This window comes from Microvirga ossetica (assembly GCF_002741015.1).
Taxonomy (GTDB): Bacteria; Pseudomonadota; Alphaproteobacteria; order Rhizobiales; family Beijerinckiaceae; genus Microvirga; species Microvirga ossetica.
Genome location: NZ_CP016619.1, coordinates 318,414 through 343,388, shown reverse-complemented (window position 1 = coordinate 343,388; position 24,975 = coordinate 318,414). Strand labels below are relative to the sequence as shown.

Genomic DNA, 24,975 nt, shown 5'->3' with positions numbered 1-24,975 from the left:
TTGACTCTCCAAAGTGCCTCAATCGAATAGTTCTTCAAGAAAGGACTTCTTCCGCTTGGGATGGCCGTGCTGATGGCCGTGCCCGTACGGCTGAGCGTAGCCTCGATCATGGCCCTGATCGTACTGCGGCTTTGAAAAGGAAGGCTGTTGTACTGGAGCGGCGGCTGGTGCGTCTTGGGCGCTTCGCTCGAGGATCTTGTCGAGTTCCCCGCGGTCGAGCCAAACACCACGGCATTGGGGGCAATAGTCGATCTCGACACCCTGTCGCTCACTCATCACAAGGGAAACCTGACAGACAGGGCATGGCATACCGGCGGCGCTGGTCATAGGCGGACCTCCAAGGCTGGTAATTGGATAATGAGCCTAGCCCACCAATCAGTCTTACACTGACGAGCACCAGGCGTTCTCGCTGCGGTCCGACATCACAGCCACACGACCGTGGTTGTCAGAGGGGCCCGGCCCGCAAAGAACACATGGGGCATGGAGAGGAGCCTTCAAGCCTGACCACACAGGGCAACTTCATGAGGAGCCCGATGGAGGGCCAATATCGTCGCCAGGCGTTTTCTGCTGTTTCACCGGGGACAGGACGCGGAAGGTGAAGATCGTGAACAGGGTGACCACAATGGCGACGTCGTAGCTGCCAAGGCCAACTGCAGCTCCGACCGCCCCCGTTGCCCATAGGCCTGCCGCTGTGGCCGTTCCCTGCACGGCACCGGATTGCTTGATGATGGCGCCACCGCCGATGAAGCCGATGCCGGTAATCAGGCCTTCGATGATCCGCGCCTGCGCCTCTGGTGAGTTCCCGGTAATGCCTTCGGTGGCCTGAACGAAGCCGCAACTTGCAACAGCCACGAGCGGGAAGGTGCGCAAGCCGGCGCTTCGTTCGTTGCGCTCGCGATCCCATCCGATGGGCAAGGCAAGCATATAGGCAAAGGCAAGGGCGGCGACGTGAGGCAACACCCGCAGAGACTCGAACAAGTGCTCAATCTGTTCCATTCAACCTCTTTCCACGGCATCAAACCTGATCCCGGGAAAGACTGAGGACCTAAAGCCTTGGTTCCATGAATGGCGACCCATGAGGACGGGATTATCAACCCCAGCCTGCCACTCTCCAGAAATCACACCTTTCCTGGGCCGTCCGATCCGGAACCGCTCCTCGCCGAAGCTGCATTCGCGCTCACGCCTCTGCTGGTGTCGCTACTGCTCGCCTCGCCCCTCAGCTCACGCTCGGCTTGGTGCCAAAACTCTGCCTCATGGCCCTCGCGACTGCCGTGTTGCTCCCAGAGCTCGTAGGCGCGCTGTCTTACCCGGTCCTGTGTCTCATCGGCATGCTGTTCCATATCATTGTCCTTCCTGCGTTTCCTTCCAGAAGAATACCATCCGCACGATGGCTTATTGAGGGCAGACAGGACGTATTACCAATAAACTTATAGTGGTTTTAGATACCATCCTTATTGAAAATCTGTATGATGCATAGACAAAGCTTCTTAAGAATATGACCTCCTTGAGCAGTTGCTTGCATTAGCGCAGCATCACTTTTGGATTTACCATATAAATCGTACTGGCATCGCGCTGCGGCTTACGGCTCCAGACACGTATGGCCGGCGGCAGAAGGCGGCTTTTGTCTGGCAATCTGCCTTCCTACAGATCGGACCAATGATGAAACCGGCTCGAATTCTCCTTATGGTTACTCTCCTCAGCATGCTCGGCGCCACGCAAGCGGTGGCCGACTGCCAGATCGCTGATGCCAAACTCGAAGAAGCCATCCTGCAAAAGCCCGAACTTCGCGGGAAGGCCAATCGCCAGACGGTTCGCGATCTGCGCAACTTGCGCGACGCCGCGATCACGCTGTGGTCCTACGGGCGTCATGACGATTGCGAGCGCCTCCTGGGCAACATCCGCGAACTGCTCGCCGGCCCGCCGATAAACTCCTTGGGCGGCAACGACGGGGAGGATGCGGAGACGCAGATGAGCGCGCGCACGCCCAAGGTCCAGCGCGGCGCAGTGCAAGGTCGCCGTGCTGACAAGGACGCCAAGCCGCTCGTCCACATTGACGAGCTCGCCCCGGGCCTGAGAGCGGACCAGATCATTGGTGCCGAGGTGCGCAGCGCCGACGACAAGATCGTCGGCGAAGTGCGGAACGTCGTGTTTGGCACCAAAGACCGCCGCGATTATGCGATTGTGGCGTCAGGAGGGTTCTTCACTCCCGGCAAGGACAGCATCGTCGTGCCGATCCGGTCCCTCAAGGTCTCGCAGGAGCGGGACAGCTTCTTTCTTCCTATGCCCGAGGCGCAGGTAAGGATGGTCCCGCACATGCCCGATCAGGATTACAAGTGGCTGTCGGATGACGCATGGCGCACCCGGAACGACGCGCTCTTTGCACGTCGCCCGTAACCGAGTAGAGCCTGCGCCCACGCTTCAGTGCCACGAGCGCTCGCCCGTGGCGCTCTCAGCCCTCACGGAGCAACGCTCGGATCAGCTCGAGCAGTCTTTCAGGACGAACAGGCTTCCCCACGAAATAGGCTCCCGGCGGCAACTCCCCGGGTGCGGGGGCAATGCGCCCCGATGCGATCACGACACCAATATCCTGTCGATCCTCCCGCACTCTGCGGGCCAGCTCGAAGCCATTGATGCTCCCGCGTGGCATTTCCACGTCCGTGACGACCACTTGGACGTCGGGAGCGGCCGCGAGAATATGGAGCGCCTCGTCCGCATGAGCTGCCTCCATGACCTTGAAACCAGCATCTTCCAGCACGTCGACTAGCATCATGCGGACAAGAGCTTCGTCCTCGACAACGAGAATGAGCGCGCGAATGTCAGGTTTCTCCTCAAGCATGTCGAGTGGAATCGCGATCAATCCTCTTCGTTCCTAAGGCCACGATTATATTCGGCGTGTGCGACGCACGGCTTCAATCCGCGTCACCATCTGTTGCGATACCTGGATTGTGTTCTGGCGCCCATTGGGACGCCTCCGGAAACAAGATCGTCACCGTCAACCCAGCATCGCTGCGCACGTCGATCTCACCCCTGATCTGCTGAATGAGCGACCGAACCAAGCCATAGCCGAGCGACCCTTCCCGCAGGCTGGACATGCCGATCCCATCGTCCCGGACGACCAGTTCAACCCAGCCCGGCCGGCTGCGGCGCGCCTGAACGAGGATCGTCCCTGAGCGCGGTGCCGGGAAAGCATACTTGACGGCGTTGGTGATGAGTTCGGTGAGCACAATGCCAAGCGGAACCGCCGTATCGGCGTCCACCAGGACCGCATCCTTCATCTTCGCCTCGAGTTGGATGCGATCATCGTTTTCCGTGATCGGCCTCAAGGCCTGGCACAGGTCTGCCACGTACACGGACACGTCGACGCGTTGCGCTTTCTCCGACTTGCTGAGAAGGTCGTGCACCCGTGCCATGGCGTTGAGGCGATCGTGAGCCTCTTCGAACAGAGCCCTGACCGCCGGGTCCCGCTGCCGTCGGCCCTGGATGGCCAGCAGGGAGGCTGCAATAGCAAGGCTGTTCTTGGCACGGTGGTTGACCTCGACCAGCAGCATCTCCCGCTCGGTGACCAGAGCCGAGAGCCTGCTGTTGACGGCTTCCAACTCCCGGGTTCGGGCCGCCACTCGGGCTTCCAGTTCAGAAGCAAGGGTCCGAAGGTCCTCTTCAGCGACGTAGCGTCGGGTGATGTCGAGGTAGGAGAGGAAGTGATTGGTGACGGTACCCTGGCCATCATCCACCGGACTGGCGAACAGCATGGCCCGAAATGGAGTGCCGTCCTTGCGGTACTGAAGGATCTCCAGGTTCTCGTCCCGTCTCTCCAGGATCGCAGCCTCATAACGCCGGATGGCCTCAGGGTCGGTGCCTTGGCCGTTCATGAAGTGCGGGTCTTGCCCGAGCAACTCGTCCATGCTGTAGCCGGACAGCTTGACGAACGATTGGTTGGCAAAAACGATTGGGTTGCCGGACAGGGTGGCGTCGGTCACGAGCATCGGCATACGGGTCCGGCGAACGGCCTCGACGAACATCCCGCCTTGCTGCCGAACGGCTTCGATGTGGCGTTCAGAGACAGTTCGTTCGGCGGTGTCCGCCTTGTTCTCTTGAAACTCGTTCATGGCCAATCCGGTAGTATGTGAATGCGATAACAGAAATTCGGGTCTTCGGCTGATATTCGGCTCAGCTCACCTGCGCGCCTTGCGGGCGGCATAGCGGGCATCCCGGGCTGCCTTCTGCTCGGCCTCCAGAGCAACCTGGCGCTCGGCTCTCTGGGCTCTCTCGAGAGCCTCGTTCGCTTCCTGAGCCAGGCGCTGCTCCTGTTCGGCCGCCTGCCGCGCCTCCCGCTCTGCGGCCTCGCGGACCTGCTCGGCAGTCTTGGCGGCCTCGCGTTCGGCCAGCCGCGCCTCACGGGCGGTGCTGACAGCCTGCCGTGCTGCCCTGCGCTCGGCCACAGCCGGATCGTCGGCGCCCGGCTTTGCTCGGACGCGTTCCAGCATGGCCTTGCGGGCGTTCTCGGCGGTGCTCAGCCGATCGCCAAAACCTTGTCCCGGAAGCCACTCATGCTCTGATCTCGTGCTCCCGAACGGCACGTTCCGTCGCACCTGATCTGATCCGGTACGAGACTTCACCGGTCTCGTCAGCCGGCATGAGGCGCGTCACCTCGTAGATGCCGCTGCCAGTGGCGCGGCTGTCAGATATCGGCGCACGCACGAGACGCACCATCTGTCGAATCTTGTATTTATGAAGCATGTTGGTTCTCCAGTGTGGGAGAGCGCCGAGGCAGCGCCACGCGTGCAAACAAAAAGCCGCTCCCCATGGGGAGCGGCCTCGATGGCTCAGTGCAGATCAGTCTGCACCGAAGAGACTGGCTTTATGCCATCTCGATGTTGTTGACGGCAATCTTGCCGGAGCGGCGGTCTTCCGCCGTGTCAAAGGCAACCTTCTGGCCTTCGACCAGGCCGCGCATGCCGGCGCGCTCGAGGGCGGTGGCATGGACGAACACGTCCTTGCTGCCGTTGCTCGGTGCGATGAAGCCGAAGCCCTTTTGATCGTTGTAGAATTTTACGGTGCCCGTGTTCATGGGAATATCCTTGGGTATGCGTGAGTGCACGTGAGCTTGAGGTCGCGCAGCAGCGCGGTCCCGTGCTCGGTTCGTCGATGTTTTGGGAGAGTGTCTGAACGTGCGCCCGGCATGCCAAGGCGGAACGGCCCGATTGTTCGGCCAAAGTCGATAAAGTGAATATAGAGGTTTCTCGCCCGATTGCAAGCTTGGATGGAAAAGATACCCTCCGCAGATTCTGTGGCGACGCGGTTTCCTCTCAGAGATGGGGCATGAGCGTGAGCACGTCGGCTGATGAGCACCTCAGCTCATAGAGCTGTTCCGCAATTGGGAACCGTACCTACTCCCGATTGCGCCCGCGTGAAAAGTACCAGACCGCAGCTGCGATAATGACCACCAGCAGGATAACCCACCAGTAATCCATGATGCCCCCGCCGGTGACCCCGGCTGGGGGAGATCCGGGAGTCGCTCCAGGCGCAGGTGCCGAGGTCTGTGCCCATGCAGACGAGACAGCCAGGAAGATGAAGCCAATCAGTGCTGTGAGGTGGCTCATGCAAGTGTCTCCGATTGCGAGGTTCAGGAACCGCCTTGCCGCCAAATGGCTAAGCTTGCGCTCAACCAACGCCTTACCAGGCAACACGTTCCCTGCGAAGCGGCTTCATCAGGGTTGGATCCCGAGGAGGAGGCGGTGGAACTCGCCCGGGGGATGCTGCCGCCCGTCCGCATCTGCGATGAGGACGTCGAGCACTCCGTCAGCGATCAAAGCCCGGGCCTTCTCGACTGCTGCGGCTGCCGTCTCGCAGGTCACCGCCACCAGCCCATTCAGTCCTTGTCCCGTGACGACGAAGAACATGCTCTCTCCCCTTGGCTGGTCATGTCTGCACGAGATGGCCTCGTGAGCCGATCATCAGTCAGTTCGGATGAAGCTGATGTCAACGTCCACGTTGAAGGCTCCAGGAGCCGCCCGATGAGGCGTGAGGAAAGTGTATTGGCTCTTGGCCATTCACCGCCAGCTGGGGGGATCCCCTGAAGCTCAAGAGCCACTCGCTGGAACGGGAGTCCTCAATGTAGTCGACGACGGTCCGGAACATCCCTTTCTGGCCAGCAGCCGCCTCCTTCATGCAAGGTGGAGATGGCCGCTCGGCCCTATGTCTAGATGATGCCCAACGGTCAATAACGTCTCCTCTCTATGGGCTTCCGCAGCAAGGCCCGGAGACTTCGTGGTAATCGAGGATTGGGAGGGCTCCGCCCGGTTTTGCCCCGGCCTTCCTCAACTTGGTGAAGGAGCTACATTGATCATCGTGCACCCGGCCGGGCCCGCCTTGCGAAGAAATGCTACGTTCCGCATCAGCAAGGTCCAGGAGGTCCGTGTTACCCGGCCAATGGAGCATCGACCAAGCATTGGACCCCCGCTGAAGCGAACTCGATCCGCACGTCACCATTAAGGTCGTGAGCCAAGCTGCGTTCGATGAGCCGCGTTCCGAAACCCCGTCGAGCAGGTTTATGAACAGGTGGCCCATCGGTCTCCTTCCACATCAGGTGCAAGCGATCAGGGGTACTGGCGCCATTCAGTTTCCAGTGAACTCTGATTTGTCCGGTGCCATTCGACAGGGCCCCGTACTTCACCGCGTTGGTCGCCAGTTCCTGTAGTGCCATTGCAAGGGCAAGGGCCATGCGTGGCGGTATCTGGATGGGTGGTCCCTGCACGTGGATACGATCTTCCCCGCGACTGCGGTACGGCTCGACTGCTTGCGCGACGATGTCGTGGAGGCCCACGTCAGCCCAGCTTTGGTCCGTGAGGACGTTGTGGACTTGCGACAGGGCAATGAGGCGGCTCTCGATAGCACTGGAGGCGTGGTCCAAGTCTGGCGCGTTGCGCAGGGTCTGCGAGGCAATGGACTGCACCGTCGTCAGGGTGTTCTTCACCCGATGGTTCAACTCGTCGATGAGCAGGTCCCTGTCCTTCACCGCCGCCCGCAACTGATCCACGACCCGCAGGCGCTCAATGGCGGCTCCAAGGAGATTGGCGTAGCTCCTGAGGAACTCGACGTCGGCTTGCGTGAAGCCCCGCGGCCTTTTGCTATCCACCTGGAGAACACCGAATGGTGGGCGTCCGCTGCTGCTCAAGATCAGCACATTCGCGAAAGCCTTCACCCCATGCTCTTTCATGAAGTCGTGGTACTCGAATCGCTCCTCCTTCGCGATGTCGTTCGAGATGACTGCCCCGTCCTTGAGGGTCAGACCCTCGGGTGAGTTTTCAGCAGCGGTGACAATCACATGACCGATGACACCGGGCTCCCAACCGTAGCCTGCGCGGGCCTTGAAGGTCTTGCCATCGGGCAGGAGTTCCATGACCTTGGCCAGAGCAGTATTGAGAGCACGGCCGACGAGTTCGCAGCCTTTGTTGAGGATGTCGTCCAAGGCTTCGGTCTTGAGCGCGAGTTCGCCGAACTCTGCCAAAACCCGCTGCTGTTCCAGCACACCGTCTTGGTTTGTGTCGTATTGGTCAGCCATCTCGCGTCTTGCCAAGGTTGATACAGCAAGGTTTCCAATCCTGTTGATCGCATTATGGTTCCAAGCACGGCGATGACCGTCTCAGTCCTGAGGCTTTGGCTCGTCTGCGAGGGCAAGCCCGTGCCGGTGCTCCTTCTGGCATCGTCAAGTTAACCACTTGAGTCAGGTTCGCCCGTTCAGGAGCATCGGATCAGGCACACGCGGTGTTGCTCACCTCACTCCAGACTCGGAAGGCCTGCGCGAGGGACGTGCGATGATCAGCGGCATTGGCTCTTGCAGGACGGCGGAAGAGGTTGGCCACCTGATCATGCACTGACAGAAAGCGTTGCGCCTGACCGGCTGATTTGAAGCGCTTCATGATGCGCTCGCGTCGCCGCGTCGGCTGATGGCTGTTCTCGGCTCGATTGTTCAAGCCTTTATGCTGGCGATGCTTGACACCCGGCATGATCTCTCGCCTGGCCGCGCCGTAGCTGGCGAGTTTGTCCGTGATCATCACGCGCGGTGCGACGCCCTGCTTCTTGAGCAGCTTGCGCAACAGCCGCTCGGCGGCTTTTGCATTGCGGCGGCTCTGGAGCAGAATATCGAGCACGATGCCGTGCTGGTCGACGGCGCGCCAGAGCCAGTGCTTCCGGCCCGCGATATTGATCGCGACCTCATCCAAGTGCCACTTGTCACCGGGGGTCGGACGACGGCGGCGGATCCGGTTCGCAAAGCTCTGGCCGAACTTCAGCGCCCACTGCCGGACCGTCTCATGGCTGACCAGGATGCCCCGGGCGGCGAGCATCTCCTCGACCATCCGGAGGCTGAGTGGGAACCGAAAATAGAGCCAGACGGCATAGCTGATCACCTCAGCCGGAAAGCGGTGACGGGCATAGCGAGGATGACGGGTCTTCTTCATCCCTCATATATGCCTCAATCCGGTCACCCGCCGGTTAACCTGACGGTGCCTCTTGTCTGCAGGCGCTGTGCATTGATCAGCGGCATCGCCGAACGTTGCGAACGATGACATTTCCATTCGGAAGCCTTGTCCGCTCCCGAACCATTCGGCAATCGGGTGCACAGTTCTGGACATTCCGAACGACGACCGTTCCATTGGGGCGGACCGTCCTGACCCGGTCGGTGGTGCAAGCCATCGATGAATGGATCGTCACGAGCTGACCGGTTCTTGGATCTAGGATCGTCATGGCCGCCTCCTACGCACACTGCACGGGATGAACGCCTCAAGGCGACGATTGGCTCCATCGGGCATCAAACGTGGTTAGGGCTTCGTTACTGCCCAACCAGTTCTCTCAACCAATCCGACGGGCCGAGAATTATTGCTCAGCTGGCCTGTTTCACATCGTCCAGGACAGCCCGTATTTTCGACGCCAGCTCGGCGTAAGTGAACGGCTTGCCGATCAACTGCACGCCGGGGTCAAGCCTGCCGTGGTGGACGATCGCGTTACGGGTATAGCCTGTTGTGAACAGCACCTTCAGCTCTGGTCGAAGGCAACTTGCCTGATCGGCCAACTGGCGCCCGTTCATTCCATCCGGAAGGACAACGTCGGTAAACAACAGCTCAATCTCCGGCCGGCTCGCCAGGATTTTCAAGGCTGTGGGCCCAGTCGCAGCCTCGAAGACCCGGTACCCCAGCTCCCGGAGACTTTCCGTGCTGTAGGTCCGCAACTCCGTGTTGTCTTCGACCACCAGGATGGTCTCGCAGCCCGTTGGCACAACATCCTGCCGGATGTCCTCTTCTGGCTGCTCGGCGGCCGCTACATGGAGACGCGGCAGATAGATCTTGACCGTCGTGCCCTCGCTAGGCTCGCTGTAGATCCTGATATGCCCACCGGACTGGCGCACGAATCCATAGACCTGACTCAGGCCGAGGCCTGTTCCCTTGCCTACCTCCTTGGTGGTGAAGAAGGGCTCGAATACCTTTTCGAGCGTCGCGGCGTCCATGCCGGAGCCGGTGTCCGTGACGGCGATGAGAACGTACTGGCCTGGAGATACACCTTCGACCACCTGGGCGGCGTAAGCCTCGTCCAAGAAGGCATTCGCCGTCTCGATCGTCAGCTTGCCGCCGTTCGGCATGGCATCCCGGGCATTGACAGCTAGGTTCAGAAGCGCGTTCTCCAACTGATTGCCGTCAGCGTGCGTGCGCCACAAGCCACCGGCCAACACGGCTTCCAAGGCAACAGGTTCGCCCAAGGTCCGCCGGAAGAGCTCCGACATGCCCGCCACCAGCTTGTTGACGTCGACCGGCTTCGGATCAAGCGGCTGCCGGCGGGAAAAGGCGAGCAGCCGGTGCGTCAGCGTCGCGGCGCGGCGAGATCCCTCGAGAGCCATGTCCTTCGCCCGCTCAATCCGGTGCGTTGCCGGCGTTGGCGGAAGGGAGGCAAGATGGCGCCCGATGGTATCCAGGCCTCCGATCACAATCGTCAGCAGATTGTTGAAGTCGTGCGCCACACCGCCGGTCAACTGGCCCACGGCCTCCATCTTCTGGGCCTGGACCAGGGCGGCCTCAGCCTTGCGGCGCTCCGCCATCTCGATCTCCAGCTCGTGGGTGCGCTCCGCAACGCGTTGCTCAAGCGTCTCGTTCAGATGGCGCAGCTCGTCATTGAGGCGCGCAGCCTCAGCTAAGGCTCGCTGGAGGTCCCCCGCCTTCAGCTCGATTTCCGCCCGCGCCCCATCGAGCGCCTTGGCGAGAGCAGTCGCACGTCGCGTTGCATCACTGGCTGCGACGGCTAGTCCAGAGGCGACAGCGCAGGTACTTTCGGCTTTCAACAGAGCTGTGAGGAGAGGAAAGGCAGCGGGATCGAGATCCGAGGAGGACAGAGCTGGGTTGCCACCAATCAGGGCGAGGACCGTTCCATCAGCACTGACGAAGGCGCGGACCGATGTGAGGGTCCCTGCATCGGGGAACGCGACTTCGCCGCCGACTTCGCCGGGAGAGCCACAGCGGGCCAGGAATGTTCGCCAACTCGGCCCCCCTGGTAGTGTCTGTGGGAACCCGGGCGCTGGCTTCAGGACCCCGAGTGCGTGATCCCGGACGAGAACAAGGAGTGCGTCCGCTCCCCAATGGCAAGCGAGCTCGGCCGCGCCGGCCAGGCGGCGCTGCGGATCGGCCAGTGCGTTGACCAGCTGAATGGTTGAATGGTCCGCCAGGGTCTCTACTCCGGAAAGATACAGACCACTGCCGTGCAATTGTGGAAACCATCGAACTGTCCGCTGGCCCGAGCGATCTGCCCATGCGTGTTGCACCCGGCCAGGTCGATATCGCCAAGTCTGTCCTTGACCGCGCCCAGCTCGAATCCGAACTGGTCACCCAGCCGAAGCCGGGTTGCAACGCAATCGAAGAAGAGCGCCGCTTTGGGACGATGGCTCCGCAAGCCTTGCAGGGCGGCCTCGGTGGCTTTCTCGGCCGCATCGATCGCGGAGTGTTCCGAGCTGCGCATGATGCGCACGAGACTGCCAACCGGTACTTCTGACGCGCAGAGCACCGAGCCGTCTTCATGCACCGCCAGCGGCACTCGCAGGCGGTGACCGGCACCGACGTCGATCCCCAGGATGTTGTGCAAGAAAAAGGGAATGGGGGAGGCGGTATCGATGGTCTGCCCTGTGGCTCCAGCATGCTGCTGAAAGGCTTCAACGGCGGGAAAGCCATTCAGGCTGATGAGCCGTTTGCCCTCCGCCTCGGTGACCCGGAAGGCTTCACTTGCGGGTTGCCATCCGTGACTGACGCCGATTCCAATCGGCTTCTCGGAGAGGATCTCGAGCGCGACTGCGGCGTCGCTGAACACCTCTGTGCCGCAGAAAACCACGGTGTGCTGAAACTGCGCGTTGTCCCCGGCACCTCCTCCGAAGAACTGATACTGCCCTGCGGTGGCCACTGTGAGCTCATCGACAAGGGCCTCCGCGTGCCCGGCAAGGGCGTCGGCCATGACAAGAGCCGAGCGATAGCCATGCGGATGGTCCGCATGTCCCGCGAACCCGGATGCGATCTGTCGGGCAGCAGCCACGGCATCGCGCTGGAGGTCACGGCCAACGCTGGCAGCAAAGCGGGCATCGGCCCCTTTGAGGGCCAAGGCGCAGGCCATTCCCTCGCCCTGGACGTCGCGTGTGAATTCTCCGGCGGAGGATGCCCCGACCATCACCTTTGGACGGCAGGTATCTGCAAGAGCTTGGAGTAACGCACGATGGTCGTACTTCGGCGACGCGAAGATGATCACCGCATCCGGCGTATCGACCAAGGTCTCCCGGATTTTTGTCCCCAGATCGCGGCCGGCCTCGGACCCGTTCTCCAGGCTGGTATAAACAACGGCTGACTGCATCGCGCTCGCTTCCAAATGATTGCAGGCCAAAGCATCCCCGGGCCCTGAGATATAGTTCTCGGGACGCACAGAGTTTGAATGGCCTGTAGAACCTAGATCAACGCCAAGCTTGGCTAGGAGTTCCGAATACAGCGGTCCAGTTTCCAACCCACATCTCCTATGAGTGTCCCTGATACAGGTGAGGCTTGCGTCCCGAAAGCCCGCTGCGCATTCGCCGCCACGCCGGCCGCTCCTGTGACAGAACCCGTCCAACTTATGTCCGATCAGCCAAGCCCGTGGCAGGCGTGGCAGGAGATACGACTGCATCGCGCCCGTTCACCCCAAAGCCTGGGCATTTCTTCGAGGACTGCGCCGCATCACCAAAAAGGGCATGGAAGGTGGCAAGAGCGCCGACAAGGGTGGCCTTGTCATGGTTTAGTCTCAATGTCATCGAAGAGACTGCATAAGCAAGATTTGCCCTGCGCATGTCTCCTCGCCTGATTTCTTCCCATCCTTCTCCGGAATTTGTGGCCCGATGTCCTCTGTGCGTCTGCATCGCCTGCTGCTGGTGGCCTCGCTCCTGGTGCCTGCTATCGTGTTCGTCGCCGCAGCGGCCTGGAACCGGACGGAGGTCCTGCGCGACAACCAGGAGACGATCACCCGGACGACGGCCATCCTGCACGAGCACGCGCGCAAGGTCTTCGACACAGTGGATCTCGCCATCGGCCGGGTCGACGACCGCATCCATGCCATGTCGTGGGACGAGATCGCAGCGCCGGAGACCAGCGCGTTCCTCCAGCGGCTCAAGGCTCCCCTAGAGCAGGCGGTGTCGATCTGGATCACGGATGCCAACGGCCATGTTCGCGCCGGCAGCCAAGCCTGGGATCCTGCTGTCAGCATCGCTGAGCGTGAGTGGTTTCAGGTTCAGCGCGAGCGAGATACCGGAACCTACATCAGCGCCGCCTTCGAGGGCAAGGCAACCCGCACCCTATCGTTTGCGGTCAGCCGCCGTCGATCTTCCCTGGATGGTCGGTTCGACGGCATCATCCACATCGCGCTCAGCCCCGCATACTTCGTCCGCTTCTTCCAGGAGGCGGCTCCGCCCGGATCCCATGTCGCGACCCTGATCCGTCAGGACGGCGCCGTCCTGGCGCGATCCCCGGTCCAATCCGCCAATGCCCGTCTGGGACCGGAGAGCCCTCTGATGCAGAGCATCGCCGCCCGTCCGGACGCAGGCGGGCTGTCGGGCATTTCCTCCACCGATCAACGTGAGCGCTACTACGCCTACCGCCATGTCGCTCCCTATCCTGCCTATGTTGCCTTCGGCATCGCTACGGAGGCCGTCCTTCAGCCCTGGTACCGCAATCTAAAGGTTTACGGGGCGGTAGCAGCCCTGTCCGCCCTGACCCTCTTCCTCGTCTCCTGGCTCGCCTTGGGCCGGGCCCAGGCTGAACAGGCGGCGCTGGTCCGGCTGCGCCATGAGAGCGAGCAGCGCCTGGCCGCCGAGCAACGTCTGCTGCAGTCGCAGAAGCTGGAGAGCATCGGCCAGCTCACCGGCGGCATCGCGCACGACTTTAACAACCTGCTGGCGGTGATCCTTGGCAACCTCGATCTCTTGCGCAAGCGCATCAAAGACGATGACCGTGGTCAGCGGCTTCTGGAGGGAGCGATCCAGGGAGCACAGCGGGGTGCAGCCCTGACCCAGCGGCTGCTGGCGTTCTCCCGTCGCCAGGACCTCACCCCGCAGGCTGTTGACGTGCCGCAGCTCGTGGCGGGCATGACCGACCTGCTGTCTCGTTCGTTGGGACCGAGCATCCAGATCGTGACGCGGTATCCTCCTGCCCTGCCGCCGGTTAGGGTCGACCCGAACCAGTTGGAAATGGCGCTGTTGAACCTGGCGGTGAACGCCCGCGACGCCATGCCGGTCAGCGGCACAATCACGATCTCGGCGCGGGCCGAGGAGGTTGCCCACAGCAACGACCATGGCCTGAGCCCGGGATCGTATGTCTGCGTCTGTGTCAGCGACACCGGAATGGGCATGGATGCAGCGACGCTGGCTCGCGCCGTCGAGCCCTTCTTCACCACAAAGGGGCTCGGCAAGGGCACCGGCCTCGGGCTCTCGATGATCCACGGCCTGGCGGTCCAGTCCGGCGGGACGCTACGGCTAAAGAGCGAGGCGGGCATTGGGACGACCGCCGAGATCTGGCTGCCGCAAGGCGAGGCGGTAGCAGCCGGTGCATCTGTTGGCGAGGCGATAACGCGTCCGGCCCATCGGACCTGCACCGTGCTGCTTGTCGAGGACGATCCCCTGGTTCTGACCAGCACGGCCGCGATGCTGGAGGATCTGGACCACACGGTCGTGGAGGCCTCATCCGGCGAGGCGGCCCTTCGGATCCTGCGGGAGACCCCATCCATCGACCTTGTGGTGACCGACCATGCCATGCCGGGAATAACCGGGCTGGAGCTGGTGGAGCAGATCCGGGCGACCTGGCCTGCCATGCCGATCCTGCTGGCCAGCGGACATGCGGAGCTGCCGGAACGGACCGGGCTTGCCATCCCGCGGCTGACCAAGCCGTTCCGGCGTGACGAGCTGGAGAACGCCATCGCATCCGTGGTCACGCCGGCCTGTGAACCCGTCAACGTGGTGCCATTTCGCAGGATCTAACCAAAACAGCGGGCAGTGCACGGATCAACCCTGGGTTCTGGCAGTAAGCCGCTCAAGACCGATCTGAGCAGGGCTTCTGTTCAATGGCATGATGCGCTACGCAATCTGCTCTCCTTGTGCCCTTCAGAAGGTTCAGAATGGCTTACAAACTCTCCCGGCTTGCCTCCGGCAGCTATGACGTACTGCTCCATGGGGTGATTATTGCCAGCCTGGTGCGCAGCGGAGAAACCCATCATGCAACCTGGACTGCAGAGCTTTTGGTGAACCTGCCTCCTGGAGAGAGGCCCGCTCCGTTCACCGAGCTTGAGCATGCGTTTGGCAGCCTTGAAGAAGCCCAAAGCTGGCTCGGAGATGCTGAGGTCCATGGAGCCGGTGGAGAGGACTAGGTATGGCAGAAGTCAATGCGTTCCCCAACGTGCGGAGACGAAGACACTCCACTTTGTTGAGAAGCATGCCTTCAGGGAGATCGGCAGCCCCATGCTCTCCCTCGCGCAGGAGCAGTGCCATCCAGACGGACCCCTCACGCTCGTCCTGCTCAGAGGCGTTGACGGGTTCCTGCCGCTGGAGTCATTCGAGCGAACACCGGAAGGGTTCGAGACTGCCCAAACAGCCGGGAGGTGACGTTGCGGGCTCTTGCAGCAGGTCATCTCAACTGGGTGGAGTAGCCGCACGGTGCACCGCTGATGTCCAAAATCAGCACGGGCGGAAACCGAAATGAGAACGCCCCGGCGGGAAGCTCTTCCTTCCTCCAGCCAGGGCGCGTGCGGACCTTGAGGAAACCCGCAGGCCTGAAACTCGGCCCGTTCATCGGAGCGTCAACGCGGTGCATCCGGATCTCGCGCGACTTCCAATCTGATCGCCACGTCCAGATCAGGATTTCTCAAAGGCGATACGAGGGGTGCCTTACCGAGGGTGAACAGGGCAATGACGCTGAAGACCACATGAAGTTTTGACCGAACCATAAAGCACTTGGGTACACGACAACAGGCGCGGGATTTGCCGCCCAGACTGGCTGTGTTGCACCGATCGGTTGGTGGACGTACTAAGCCCACCCCAAGCCTTTGCTTAAGCGATGCGGACGGACTTCGGACGTCCAAGCTCAAGCATGCGGTTCAGGGCCTGAATGGCGATAGCGACCTCCGTCGTGCGACGCCGGTCCGTCCGCGAACGCAGTGCATCTCCGATCACTCGTTTAAGCCGGCCGATAGCTGACTCCACGAGGGCACGACGCGTGTACCCGGATGCCTTCTGCCAGCCGATGTGTCCATGCTCGGCGATGCTTTGGAGATGTCGGTCGCGCTGGGTCGGATCGGACTCCCCATTCTCGCTCAGCACCGCCGTTGATCGGGGTGGAACGATGACTTCAGCATCAGGATAATGCTTGCCGACGGTGCCGTAGACACCCGCTTGATCGTAGGCGCCATCACCGGTGAAGGACGCAAGTGGACCTGCGATCTGGTCGAGCAAGGGCTCAACCTGCGAGCCATCATCAACATCGCTGGTCGTCAGCTCTGAGGCGAGGATCTGCCCGGTCTCAGCATCGATGCCGATGTGCAGCTTGCGCCAGGACCGGCGCCTTCGGGTGCCGGGTTTCTCGATCAGCCACTCGCCGGGTCCGCAGAGCCGCAGGCCTGTGCTGTCGATCAGCAGGTGAATAGGTCCTTTGGAGGTTGGACGGGGCTGTGGGACCTCCAGGGTTTCGGCCCGCCGGCTCAGGGTCGAGTGATCCGGCACCGCCAAATCTAGGCCGAGGAGCCGCAGAATCGAACCGATCAGGCCTTCGGTCTGACGGAGTGCCAGCCGGAACACCGCCCGCAGCGTCAAGGCGGTTCGGATCGCCAGACCTGAGTAATGCGGCTGACCACCGCGTGTGGTGCGAGGTGCGGCCCGCCAGGCTGCGATTGCTTCCTCGGTGAACCATACTGTGAGGCAGCCCCGCTGGCGCAGGGCTGCGTCGTACGCCGCCCAATTCGTCACCCGGTGCCGCTGCTTGGGGATATGGTGACGGCGAGCGGCATTGGACTTGAAGGGCACGGCAGATGTCCGAGATCAGGAAGGGAGTGCTTCTCCTACGGCACCTGCCTCCAGGCGCCAAATGGCTCATTCCTGCAACAAAGCGCTGAAGCGTGCTTCGGCTTGGGCCTCGTACCGGTCGTACCACCGCTCAATGGCGGCCGGGATGGCGGGGACCTTGGACACGCGGTTGTCCCATCAGCCGCCGTCGCAGTCGATGCCGCCGTACACGATGGCAACTTTGCCGCCTTCCTGCAGCTCCGCGAGCTACTTCTTGAGATCAGCGCGTTGGTCAAAGAGATCAAACTTGTCGCGATTGATAAAGCGGCAAATACGGCGACTAGCGCTGCGGTTCTTGGGCGTGACCTGCATTGGATCTCCCTTCCCTTTCGTGGATTTGACGGACTGTCGGGTTCACCCAATGCTCGACTCGGAAATGGCCTTACCGTTTGCGCGTAACGGCTGGAAAATACTGACCAGGCACAGCGCCCCCTCCCCTCGCGCTGCGACGATCTAATACTGAACAGAACAGGGAACTTCGGTTCAGACGACATTCAGCGTGCGGGTGATGTAATCATCCTCACTTCGAGTTTGCGTTAAAGGCTTGGATCGACTCTGGAGACTTCACATGCGTAAGGTCGCAATTCTTGCCGCAGCCGGCATCGTGGCACTTGGGAGCCTCTCGGCATCGGACGCTGAGGCTCGTTCCAGGCGAGGAGCAGGGGCTGCAGTCGCGGCTGGTGTCGTCGGACTAGCTGCCGGAGCCATCATCGCCGGCGCGGCGTCTCAGGCCTATGCGGCTCCATCCCCATATGGTTATGCCGCGCCAGTCACATCGTATCGCTACAGCTATGATGACGGCTATTACGCCAGACCGGTTTATCGGGAACGGCGAGTGGTTCGGTATTATGAAGAGCCCCGTCCCGTGTATCGTCCCCGCGTCGTCCGGTCGTATGACTATGATTATGACCGACCCTATTATGGGCCGGGTTATTATGGCGCCTGGTAGGTACCCACCCACATCGGCATAGAAAAAGGGCGGTCGTCATGACCGCTCTTTTGTTCTTCGCACTGTGCAAGAATCTTTCAGGGGTTTGAAAATTCCTGACTGGCAAGATGACTGATCCAGAAAAAGGCTGGCCTGAACTCAATCAGGGCCAGCCTCGTGAACGGCTAAGGGTGGGAAGCGTCAGGCGGCCGCGGGAATCTGGCCGAGGAAACCCACGACCTCCTTCAGGCGCCCATTGTCCAGAGTGGCGAAGTCAGTACCTTTGATCGGTCCATCTGCGCCTTCAGGTCCGAGTTGCCACGAGAATCGGACATTGCTGCCATAGCTGTCAGGCTGGCCAATCAGGGCGAACCGGAAGGCGGGGAACCGCTGCTGCACCGCGCTGATAAGCCCATCAATCTGGTTATGGCCGCTGCCCTGCATGAGTGGGTCAATGTAAGTACCATCCTCCGCCCAGAGATCGACCAACAGAGCCTGTCGGTGGTCGGCATTCGTCTCATTTCAGAGAGCGATGTAGCGGTTGGCGATCGAGGCGGCGTCGGTCATGAGATGTCTCCTGATGGTGGGCTGGGGCAATCCCGGCATGAGGACCATGGAGGAGATGCAGCATCGGGTCGATTGCGACTGAGGTAATGCTTTACGCAGTAGTAGCGACGACATCGTCTGCCTCAGTTTCCGAGGAATGGCGGATCTCGTAGTAATTCCGAGCGTCGCCATAGCGGGCCTCGGGCATGTTTTGCTTGGCCAACTCTCCGTTCAGGGCCAGCCACTACGGCGAGAACTCTGTGTTTGCCTTTGTAGATGCAGCCTCGAGAAGGCGAAGGATGGTGTTGATGTAGTACGTCACTGATCCTCCTTGGAGAGTTGACAACGAAGGGTGTGAAACATGCCGATGCGCCGCTCAAGCTGCGAGCGGGACACACAAGGGGACGCATCGGGTGAAGTTGGGAGCGGAGCGTACGCTCGGAAGGCTGCCAAACGCAGAAGGAAAAACGCCTTGGCAGAGGTGCTGTCTTAAAACCTCAACCAAGGCGTTCGTGGTCCAAGGGAATGACACCACATTTAGGGAGATAGGCAGCGGACCGTACCCAGTCAACGCTCTCAGAACGAAACGCCCTGACAGAGTTAACCGTGCGGAGCTCACTGTCAGGGCGCATTTTGTGTGATGCCGGTTGCAACACCACATTGCCATAATACTGCAGCTGCTCCGGAGGTTCAACACAAGGCTGTGTATAAGCGAGAGTGCCCCGGCAGGAGGCTGAGCACCAGACCTCCCACCAGGGCGCCTGTGATGTGTTCCGGCATCGCACAATCTATGTCGATGCGCCGACGTCGTGCCGATGTGTGATGACGCACACCATCAGCTCCGAACGAGATCGTCGGATCGCACTGCAACCGAACCGTCAGTCAGTTTGGCTGCGGTCGACGCCAACATCGCGAAGCAAATGCGGGCTGAGTTCGTGACGCAGCGCCTGCTCAAGTTCGTGACGCAATGGTTGCTCGAGTTCGGTACCGCCAGTCTCGGAGAAGCGAGGTGGATGGCATCGCTCACAGCCCATCAAGGTCGCGATCCAGCCACCCGCGCACAGGTCTCACTTAGTCAAGGCTGGCATGAGCTTTTGGGTATCACGTGTGCGATATCGCACAGCCTCGCGAATGCTACTATGATTATATTCCCAGGTATAGCACGCTCTCAGTCGCGGGCGATCTGGAAAGAAACCATGCCCCAAGAGCGTGAAAAAGAACGCAAGCTCAATGGTTCTGTTGCAGCTTTGAACCTTGCTCAGCGCGAGCTACGACAGGAGCGGGCTGAGAGGGGTTGGCGGTGAAGCGAAATAACAAGAACCCGTTCAAGGGTCGGCAATTTACAGCGGAGGTCATCCTGTGGGCGGTGCGTTGGTACTTACAATTCCCGATCAGCTATCGCGACCTTGAGTGCATGCTTGCGGATCGCGGGGTCCGAGTTGATCACACAACCTTGTTTCGCTGGATCCAGGCCTATGCACCCGAGCTGAACAAGCGCATCCGTTCGCATCTGCGCATGACCAACGGTTCCTGGCGCGTGGATGAGACATATATCCGGGTGAAGGGTGAATGGGTCTACCTGTACCGGGCCGTCGATGCTTTTGGGCAGACGATCGACTTTCTGCTCTCGCCCAAGCGGGATGCAGCAGCCGCCCGACGCTTCTTCCGCAAGGCTCTGGGACAACCGCATACGGTCAATCCGCGGACCATCACGGTCGACAAGAATGCCGCCTATCTAATCGCGGCTGAAGCTATGAAGCAGAGTGAAGAACTCTGGCGCTTTGCCAAGCTCCGGCAGGTGAAATTTCTGAATAACATCGTCGAGCAGGATCACCGACGCATCAAGCGGCTGGTCCGGCCCGGGCTGGGCTTCAAGAGCTTCATGACGGCCTCCCGAACAATTGCGGGCTACGAAATCATGGCGATGGTCCGCAAGGGTCAAGTGGCGAGCGCACCAGCGAACGACATGAGGGCCCAGAGCGACTTCATTGCTGCTCTGTTCAGCGCTGCTGCCTGATTTGAGGCATCATTCGGCTTCCGATCAACCTACCTCGCGGCGTGCAACAGAACCGCCCGAGGCGCGTTGCCAATTGGGCATCAGACAAGCTGGCAGGCTCTGACGACTGAGCCGGGGACGACACGGCCTCTGACAGCGGTGTCGGGACGGTGAGTGTGACCTCGAACAGGTCGAGGGTTCTGGGGGAAGATCCCTTGTGCGGCATAGGCTTTATATGGGGATGCGGCAGCCCTCCTCAAAGCCAAGCGGGCCTCCACACCGGCAACTGAGGCTGCAAAAGCGCGCCTTCCTTACCTATACGCACCGCGACCGCCACAAACCGACCAGCCGTGCTCTGTGACTTTGGATCGGACGGTCACGCCTTGGAGGGCCAGGTCGACAGCTCACCCATGGTTGTTTCGTCAGCAGGCTTCCGGTTAGGGTTTCGCACCCCAAAAAGAGTCCGCGCCGCCTCTGCTCAACCCTTAACGCCAAGCTCCTTTCCAAAGCCTCTTCCTTTGGTGATCAGCGCGACCGATCCTCCCAAGCTCAGGCCTCGGTTGGGCTTGGTCGATATGCCTGGATCAAGCCGCCTGCCGATTGATTGCCGCTTCAGCCAACTGGGTCAGCAACTCGTCGGTTTTCTTCTCCTCTTGCAACGTCTGCTCAAGCAGCCTGGCCGCATCGCTCATGCCAAGCTGCGTGGCCCAGGTTCTGAGTGTGCCATAGCGGGAGATCTCGTAGTGTTCGACAGCTTGGGCGGCTGCGATCAATCCGGCATCGAGCGCGTCGGTCCCCTTGAAGTCCTCCATGACCTCTTTGCCCTCCTCGACAATGCCCTGGATCGCTTCGCAGGGTTTGCCGCGGGCCGCTTTGCCCAGCATCTCGAACACCTGCTCCAGGCGTTCCACTTGGCCCTCGGTCTCCTCGCGATGCTGCTCAAAGGCTTGCCGAAGCTGATCCGACTCCGCGGCCTTCGCCATCTTCGGCAAGGCTTTCAGGATCTGCTTCTCGGCGTGGTACATGTCCTTGAGGGTTTCCAGAAAGAGATCGTTGAGGGTCTTCTGCTTGGCAGCCACGGCAGTCCTCCTGTGTGCGTGTCTTAAACTCAACCAACCGGAGGCACGGCAGTTCCTGCCTTTGAAGCGGGGTGAATCGATCACGATAGGGTCTCTGGCGAACGACGGGACCGACCGGCGCCGATGGACGCCGCCTCCCAACGATTGGCGGAGAGACGGAAGATCAAACGTCGGCTTCGGCAGAGGAAGCCGGATGGTCATGGGTCTCGGCGACACCAAACCGTCACCGCTTTAGGATCACTGTGGGCGGTGAAGCGATTATGTGAGGGTCAGGTTTTCGTCAGTCCGGAGCATGGTGCTCCGGACTGCACAATACGGCCTTAAAACTCACTTGCGCTCTGTCGTGCCGGTCCCACTGACCCTGTTGCCGCGCTCGTCTTCGAGCTCGACCTTGGTTTCACGAACAGTGTCGGACACGGTTTCGGTGCGCTGCTCGGCCTCCTTGCGGACGACAATCTCTTCCGCGATTCGTGCCTCCTTGGAGACCACCGCCTCCTCGACCCACTCCTCGGCCTCGATGGTCCGCTCCTGGAAGGCCTGATCGGCGTCGCTCAGGGCGCGGTCGGCCGGGCGGCGCTCAATAGCAACCCGCTCCACGCACAGGCTCACCTGCGCCTCAATCGGGGTTTCCACCACATAGGTGCGGACCCGCACCCGCCCGTGGCTGACATCACGCTTGCCGATCCACAGCCTCTCTTCCACGACTGGAAGGATTTGCTCGCCGCGCTCCGACAGACTGGTTTCGGCACCGGCCAAGCTCGTTTTACCGGGGCGGGCGACCGCGTCGGCATCGCGGTCCTCCGCGCGGACGCTGGCGACAACCGGTGAGACCGAGGTGGCGGAGCCCACCCCCGTTGACGTGCCCACCCAGCCTGCCCAACCCTCCGCGCGCCAACTCTCAGCCCGCTCGTCAATGTCGATGGCGTCCTCGCTGTCCAGGATCGCCATCACGCGAGCATAGTGTTCATCGCCGGTGGTGACCGAGATCAGGTACCCTCCCCGGCTCAGGCCCTCCGCATAGACATGCCGGTCCTCGTCGGGCAGGAGCCAATCCCCGAGAGAGCCCCAGAAGCCGCGCGGCTCTGGGCGGGAGGATGCACCGGCATCATCAGAGGCATCGCCCGGCATCAAGCAAATGCGGTCGTGGGGAACGCCCGCATTGACCAGACGCCCGATAGCGTTCTCCGCAGCGCTGCGACGGTCGAAGAGAGCGGTCACCATCCTTCGAGGAGATGACGAGGTTGGGCCCGTAGCGGAAGTCATGGGTCTGTCCCTGCTGTGTGGTCCTCTGTCCAAATGCATGCGCGCGAGGCTCGCCCCTTGCTCCAGTGGCCCCGCTGCCGATCCCTCGCGCGCAGCAGCACCGCCAGCGCTGGTGCCCCGGCGCAGTCGGGCCTGGCCATGCGGAACCGCCACCTCGTCAAGCCGGTCTTCCAGCATGGCTGGGAGAACTCTACACCCCTCATCGTGGCCACATAGCGGCAAAGGTGATCCACAATGGGGAGTCGTCCGCCAGTGGGCTGTCGGGTTGTCAGAGCAAGCCCCCTGATCGAGGTCTTGCCTACTGCTCAGTGAAGAAGGTCAGCAGGACCTTGCCCTTCTCGCCGATCAGGCAGACGAAGCGGTTCGGCTTGTCGGTGTTCTCGCGCTGCAGATAGGCGTCGCCCATGATCACCATTTTCACGGGGGTGTCTTCGACCTTGGTGTTCGCCTTCGAGATCGCCAGGCCATCGATGTCAAAGGTCAGGTCCTTGATCGCCGGCGACCGCTCCTTCAGCGCCACCAGGCCGGCCAGCCGGCAGGACTCCACCTCCTCCGGCACTTGGGCCTGAGCCGGAACGGTCATGATCGTGGTAGCGAGGAACGCCGACAGGGTGATGGACCGCATGAACCGCTCTCCTCTTGGTCTTTTCGCTCCTGGGAGGCACAACCGGTCTATGGCCGCGCCGGGAGCGGTGGTTGCTCCATCTCGGCCTGCGCAAAGGTCGTCAGGGCTTTTGCCTTCGGGTTAAGGACTGCAGCAACCCAGCCGCCCGGGAACCCGCGCAATTCCTCATTGTGGGTGCGAACCGCGCTGATGAGATCGCTGCGGGCCACCACCAGCCGGTCTTCCTGACGCTGGAATTCGTGCAGGCGGTTCTGCAAGGCCGTGTCACCTGTGAGCTCGGGATAGCGCTTGATGGTCGCGTACAGCTTCTCCAGGGCATCCGAGAGGCGCTGCTGCGCCTCCTCGTAGTGCCGGAAGCGCTCCGGCTCGGACAGGAACCCATCCGCATTCCGAATGGCCACCACCTCCTCATGGGCGGCCATGACCTCGTCGAGCACCTCGCGCTCGCCTGGCGCCTTTTTGCGCACGGCCTCGACCAGCGGCGGCACCTGGTCGGCCCGTTGGCTGTATTGGGTCTGCACCTCGCTCCAAGCCTGATGGGCCCGCTCCCGCAAGGCCGAAACATCGCCAGGGTCACACGCCGCAACGCCCAAGGCGAGGCCGATAGCGAGGCTCCATGGTCTCAGACGGATGATCAACGTCACCTCCTGCCGTGCTGGCGCCGGTTACTCGCTGCTGTCGTCCGGCACGGAGCGGCCGCTCATTTTGTCGGGCCGTGGCACCTTCTGGCTCCCGACCTGCGCCATTCCCGGAGAGGCCTCGCCGGGTGCTGGGGCTTCTTCCTTCGGCTCGGGCTGCTCCTGTTGTGTCGCAGCCAGCTCACCCTCCGCTCTGTACCAATGCTCCTGGGGATCGCCTGAGCGACCCCCCTCTCCCACATCTCGTGGGCCCGCCGGCGGATCCTCTCCTCAGAGGGGCCCGTGTGCTGGTCGCTCCCGTTCGGCTCGGCATCGATCTGATGACCGGGATCGAGGCCAATGCGCGGGTTGCATCCGGACCGGATTTTTCCTGGGTCATGATGGCTCCTGTCGTGCGGTTCGCACATCAATGCCTGGCTGCGGGAATATGTTTCCTCCCAAACCTCAGAGAACTGTGCCCAGCTCGCGCAGGATCGGAATCCCTCGGATGATCGGCAAAAGGGGCCAGTTTCCGACTTCCTGTCCCAGGATCCCTTCTATCGCGTCTCCAGCACCTGGGCCGCGGCCTCCGCTAGCCGCCGGTGGGCCTGGGTGGTGGGATGAACATCATCCCAGAACAGGTGCCCCTCGCAGCGCCGGTGCTGACCACAGGGAGTGGTGATGTCGGTAAAGCCCGCTGCGGCTGGGTTGGCGCGTACCCGCTCCGCCAACTGCCAGACGTCAAGGCGATAAAGCCGCAGGCCACCTTGACTGGCGAAACCGGAGAGCGCCTGATCGAGGGCACGGTTGAAACGCTCAGCGAGCCTGTTCGCCGCCTCAACAGCCTGGCGGCCCTGGGCCCGCACGACCGGCGTGATGCCGATCGCCGGAAGATTGGGGACGAGAATGTCGGTCGCGCCTTGGTGGGCCAGATCGGCCACGATGCTCCTCATGGAGGCAACGGCGGCATCCACCATCGCAAGGGCCTGAGGCTGGCCCACAGCCGCCAGCAGATCGTTGCCTCCCCCATAGACGATGTGAAGGATGCGTCCATGGGGGCGGGACCGTCGCAAATAGGCGCTCGCCTGCGCCCGCAGGCTGGTGGTGCCGGAGCGGGGATCAAGACGAGCCCCACCAACCGCAAAGTTGGATCCGCCCGTCCGGCTCGGCTCGAGCATGAAGCCGAACCGGGTGGCCAGATGCTCGACCCAGACCGGTCCGTTCGAGGCGCGCCCCGAGTTGCCGTTGTCAGACAGGCTGTCTCCGAAGACCACGATCTGATCGAAGGTTGGTAGGGCTTGGGCGGATGAGTTCATGACGGCAGATGCTG

The 24,975-nt window shown here is 61.7% G+C and carries 26 protein-coding genes; 5 read left to right on the top strand and 21 right to left on the bottom strand.

Features of this window, described 5'->3' with window-relative positions:
* Positions 1-18: 18 nt before the first annotated feature.
* The 3 genes from BB934_RS39620 to BB934_RS39610 form a co-directional block, all read right to left on the bottom strand.
* On the bottom strand, positions 19-327 hold the full coding sequence (locus BB934_RS39620) for a TFIIB-type zinc ribbon-containing protein (protein WP_099515150.1): 309 nt from the start codon (positions 325-327) through the stop codon (positions 19-21).
* 192 nt (positions 328-519) lie between these two features.
* Entirely contained in the window at positions 520-996 is a 477-nt protein-coding gene (locus tag BB934_RS39615; protein ID WP_099515149.1) for an MgtC/SapB family protein, read from the bottom strand.
* A 122-nt stretch (positions 997-1,118) separates the two neighbouring features.
* A complete protein-coding gene (locus BB934_RS39610) occupies positions 1,119-1,340 on the bottom strand; it encodes a DUF2934 domain-containing protein (RefSeq protein WP_099515148.1) in 222 nt (73 codons plus the stop codon).
* A 361-nt stretch (positions 1,341-1,701) separates the two neighbouring features.
* Between BB934_RS39610 and BB934_RS39605 the strand changes: the two genes are divergently transcribed.
* Positions 1,702-2,394, top strand: a complete 693-nt coding sequence (locus tag BB934_RS39605) for a PRC-barrel domain-containing protein (RefSeq protein ID WP_237050748.1) — start codon at positions 1,702-1,704, stop codon at positions 2,392-2,394.
* 55 nt (positions 2,395-2,449) lie between these two features.
* Here BB934_RS39605 and BB934_RS39600 read toward each other — a convergent pair whose 3' ends face one another.
* The 11 genes from BB934_RS39600 to BB934_RS39550 all read right to left on the bottom strand — a co-directional run bounded on the left by BB934_RS39600 (position 2,450) and on the right by BB934_RS39550 (position 11,874).
* Positions 2,450-2,857, bottom strand: a complete 408-nt coding sequence (locus BB934_RS39600; RefSeq protein WP_335645681.1) for a response regulator — start codon at positions 2,855-2,857, stop codon at positions 2,450-2,452.
* Positions 2,858-2,909: 52 nt separating this feature from the next.
* Complete coding sequence (locus BB934_RS39595) at positions 2,910-4,106, bottom strand: sensor histidine kinase (protein WP_099515147.1); 1,197 nt, start codon at positions 4,104-4,106, stop codon at positions 2,910-2,912.
* Between the two features lie 66 nt (positions 4,107-4,172).
* Positions 4,173-4,484 (bottom strand): DUF6481 family protein, encoded by a 312-nt coding sequence (locus tag BB934_RS39590; RefSeq protein ID WP_237050747.1) that lies wholly within the window; start codon positions 4,482-4,484, stop codon positions 4,173-4,175.
* 61 nt (positions 4,485-4,545) lie between these two features.
* Complete coding sequence (locus tag BB934_RS39585) at positions 4,546-4,737, bottom strand: hypothetical protein (RefSeq protein ID WP_099515146.1); 192 nt, start codon at positions 4,735-4,737, stop codon at positions 4,546-4,548.
* 121 nt (positions 4,738-4,858) lie between these two features.
* Complete coding sequence (locus tag BB934_RS39580) at positions 4,859-5,068, bottom strand: cold-shock protein (protein WP_099515145.1); 210 nt, start codon at positions 5,066-5,068, stop codon at positions 4,859-4,861.
* A 319-nt stretch (positions 5,069-5,387) separates the two neighbouring features.
* Entirely contained in the window at positions 5,388-5,600 is a 213-nt protein-coding gene (locus tag BB934_RS39575; protein ID WP_157934610.1) for a hypothetical protein, read from the bottom strand.
* A 108-nt stretch (positions 5,601-5,708) separates the two neighbouring features.
* Positions 5,709-5,900, bottom strand: coding sequence for a hypothetical protein (locus BB934_RS39570; protein ID WP_099515143.1), 192 nt, complete (start codon positions 5,898-5,900; stop codon positions 5,709-5,711).
* A gap of 518 nt (positions 5,901-6,418) precedes the next feature.
* Positions 6,419-7,561 carry a sensor histidine kinase gene (locus tag BB934_RS39565; protein WP_099515142.1) on the bottom strand — a complete coding sequence of 381 codons (1,143 nt, stop codon included), beginning with the start codon at positions 7,559-7,561 and terminating at the stop codon, positions 6,419-6,421.
* Positions 7,562-7,751: 190 nt separating this feature from the next.
* A complete protein-coding gene (locus BB934_RS39560) occupies positions 7,752-8,459 on the bottom strand; it encodes an IS6 family transposase (RefSeq protein WP_099515141.1) in 708 nt (235 codons plus the stop codon).
* A 422-nt stretch (positions 8,460-8,881) separates the two neighbouring features.
* Positions 8,882-10,747 carry an ATP-binding protein gene (locus BB934_RS49850; RefSeq protein WP_237050745.1) on the bottom strand — a complete coding sequence of 622 codons (1,866 nt, stop codon included), beginning with the start codon at positions 10,745-10,747 and terminating at the stop codon, positions 8,882-8,884.
* Complete coding sequence (locus BB934_RS39550; protein ID WP_099515140.1) at positions 10,714-11,874, bottom strand: FIST signal transduction protein; 1,161 nt, start codon at positions 11,872-11,874, stop codon at positions 10,714-10,716. Before BB934_RS39550 ends, BB934_RS49850 begins: the two co-directional genes overlap by 34 nt.
* Before the next feature lie 514 nt (positions 11,875-12,388).
* Here BB934_RS39550 and BB934_RS39545 point away from each other — a divergent pair.
* Positions 12,389-14,518, top strand: coding sequence for a hybrid sensor histidine kinase/response regulator (locus BB934_RS39545; RefSeq protein WP_099515139.1), 2,130 nt, complete (start codon positions 12,389-12,391; stop codon positions 14,516-14,518).
* Between the two features lie 137 nt (positions 14,519-14,655).
* A complete protein-coding gene (locus tag BB934_RS39540; protein WP_099515138.1) occupies positions 14,656-14,904 on the top strand; it encodes a hypothetical protein in 249 nt (82 codons plus the stop codon).
* Between the two features lie 679 nt (positions 14,905-15,583).
* On the opposite strand, the gene BB934_RS39525 is transcribed toward BB934_RS39540, so the two are convergent.
* Positions 15,584-16,552: an IS5 family transposase gene (locus BB934_RS39525; protein WP_099515135.1), complete on the bottom strand. Its 969-nt coding sequence runs from the start codon at positions 16,550-16,552 to the stop codon at positions 15,584-15,586.
* Positions 16,553-17,159: 607 nt separating this feature from the next.
* Here BB934_RS39525 and BB934_RS47980 point away from each other — a divergent pair.
* Positions 17,160-17,540: a hypothetical protein gene (locus BB934_RS47980; RefSeq protein ID WP_157934609.1), complete on the top strand. Its 381-nt coding sequence runs from the start codon at positions 17,160-17,162 to the stop codon at positions 17,538-17,540.
* 180 nt (positions 17,541-17,720) lie between these two features.
* Here the strand turns inward: BB934_RS47980 and BB934_RS39520 are convergent, their stop codons facing one another.
* Positions 17,721-18,008: a nuclear transport factor 2 family protein gene (locus tag BB934_RS39520; RefSeq protein WP_418294832.1), complete on the bottom strand. Its 288-nt coding sequence runs from the start codon at positions 18,006-18,008 to the stop codon at positions 17,721-17,723.
* Positions 18,009-19,365: 1,357 nt separating this feature from the next.
* Between BB934_RS39520 and BB934_RS39505 the strand changes: the two genes are divergently transcribed.
* Positions 19,366-20,082 (top strand): IS6 family transposase, encoded by a 717-nt coding sequence (locus BB934_RS39505; protein WP_099515642.1) that lies wholly within the window; start codon positions 19,366-19,368, stop codon positions 20,080-20,082.
* 563 nt (positions 20,083-20,645) lie between these two features.
* Here BB934_RS39505 and BB934_RS49845 read toward each other — a convergent pair.
* The 5 genes from BB934_RS49845 to BB934_RS39475 form a co-directional block, all read right to left on the bottom strand.
* Positions 20,646-21,086: a YciE/YciF ferroxidase family protein gene (locus BB934_RS49845; RefSeq protein WP_237050799.1), complete on the bottom strand. Its 441-nt coding sequence runs from the start codon at positions 21,084-21,086 to the stop codon at positions 20,646-20,648.
* Between the two features lie 381 nt (positions 21,087-21,467).
* The gene (locus BB934_RS39495) at positions 21,468-22,361 is read right to left on the bottom strand and encodes a YsnF/AvaK domain-containing protein (RefSeq protein WP_237050743.1); all 894 of its coding nucleotides are present in this window, start codon (positions 22,359-22,361) and stop codon (positions 21,468-21,470) included.
* 340 nt (positions 22,362-22,701) lie between these two features.
* Positions 22,702-23,028 carry a hypothetical protein gene (locus BB934_RS39490; RefSeq protein ID WP_099515131.1) on the bottom strand — a complete coding sequence of 109 codons (327 nt, stop codon included), beginning with the start codon at positions 23,026-23,028 and terminating at the stop codon, positions 22,702-22,704.
* A 47-nt stretch (positions 23,029-23,075) separates the two neighbouring features.
* Positions 23,076-23,666, bottom strand: coding sequence for a LemA family protein (locus tag BB934_RS39485; protein ID WP_157934608.1), 591 nt, complete (start codon positions 23,664-23,666; stop codon positions 23,076-23,078).
* Positions 23,667-24,202: 536 nt separating this feature from the next.
* Positions 24,203-24,961, bottom strand: coding sequence for an SGNH/GDSL hydrolase family protein (locus tag BB934_RS39475; RefSeq protein WP_099515641.1), 759 nt, complete (start codon positions 24,959-24,961; stop codon positions 24,203-24,205).
* Positions 24,962-24,975: the final 14 nt, after the last annotated feature.

Bases quoted from the DNA above. Each gene is read 5' to 3' on its own strand.
- BB934_RS39620 (WP_099515150.1), bottom strand. From the start codon at position 327: ATGACCAGCGCCGCCGGTATGCCATGCCCTGTCTGTCAGGTTTCCCTT.
- BB934_RS39615 (WP_099515149.1), bottom strand. From the start codon at position 996: ATGGAACAGATTGAGCACTTGTTCGAGTCTCTGCGGGTGTTGCCTCAC.
- BB934_RS39610 (WP_099515148.1), bottom strand. From the start codon at position 1,340: ATGGAACAGCATGCCGATGAGACACAGGACCGGGTAAGACAGCGCGCC.
- BB934_RS39605 (WP_237050748.1), top strand. From the start codon at position 1,702: ATGCTCGGCGCCACGCAAGCGGTGGCCGACTGCCAGATCGCTGATGCC.
- BB934_RS39595 (WP_099515147.1), bottom strand. From the start codon at position 4,106: ATGAACGAGTTTCAAGAGAACAAGGCGGACACCGCCGAACGAACTGTC.
- BB934_RS39590 (WP_237050747.1), bottom strand. From the start codon at position 4,484: ATGCTGGAACGCGTCCGAGCAAAGCCGGGCGCCGACGATCCGGCTGTG.
- BB934_RS39585 (WP_099515146.1), bottom strand. From the start codon at position 4,737: ATGCTTCATAAATACAAGATTCGACAGATGGTGCGTCTCGTGCGTGCG.
- BB934_RS39580 (WP_099515145.1), bottom strand. From the start codon at position 5,068: ATGAACACGGGCACCGTAAAATTCTACAACGATCAAAAGGGCTTCGGC.
- BB934_RS39575 (WP_157934610.1), bottom strand. From the start codon at position 5,600: ATGAGCCACCTCACAGCACTGATTGGCTTCATCTTCCTGGCTGTCTCG.
- BB934_RS39570 (WP_099515143.1), bottom strand. From the start codon at position 5,900: ATGTTCTTCGTCGTCACGGGACAAGGACTGAATGGGCTGGTGGCGGTG.
- BB934_RS39565 (WP_099515142.1), bottom strand. From the start codon at position 7,561: ATGGCTGACCAATACGACACAAACCAAGACGGTGTGCTGGAACAGCAG.
- BB934_RS39560 (WP_099515141.1), bottom strand. From the start codon at position 8,459: ATGAAGAAGACCCGTCATCCTCGCTATGCCCGTCACCGCTTTCCGGCT.
- BB934_RS39550 (WP_099515140.1), bottom strand. From the start codon at position 11,874: ATGCAGTCAGCCGTTGTTTATACCAGCCTGGAGAACGGGTCCGAGGCC.
- BB934_RS39545 (WP_099515139.1), top strand. From the start codon at position 12,389: ATGTCCTCTGTGCGTCTGCATCGCCTGCTGCTGGTGGCCTCGCTCCTG.
- BB934_RS39540 (WP_099515138.1), top strand. From the start codon at position 14,656: ATGGCTTACAAACTCTCCCGGCTTGCCTCCGGCAGCTATGACGTACTG.
- BB934_RS47980 (WP_157934609.1), top strand. From the start codon at position 17,160: ATGCGTAAGGTCGCAATTCTTGCCGCAGCCGGCATCGTGGCACTTGGG.
- BB934_RS49845 (WP_237050799.1), bottom strand. From the start codon at position 21,086: ATGTACCACGCCGAGAAGCAGATCCTGAAAGCCTTGCCGAAGATGGCG.
- BB934_RS39495 (WP_237050743.1), bottom strand. From the start codon at position 22,361: ATGGTGACCGCTCTCTTCGACCGTCGCAGCGCTGCGGAGAACGCTATC.
- BB934_RS39490 (WP_099515131.1), bottom strand. From the start codon at position 23,028: ATGCGGTCCATCACCCTGTCGGCGTTCCTCGCTACCACGATCATGACC.
- BB934_RS39475 (WP_099515641.1), bottom strand. From the start codon at position 24,961: ATGAACTCATCCGCCCAAGCCCTACCAACCTTCGATCAGATCGTGGTC.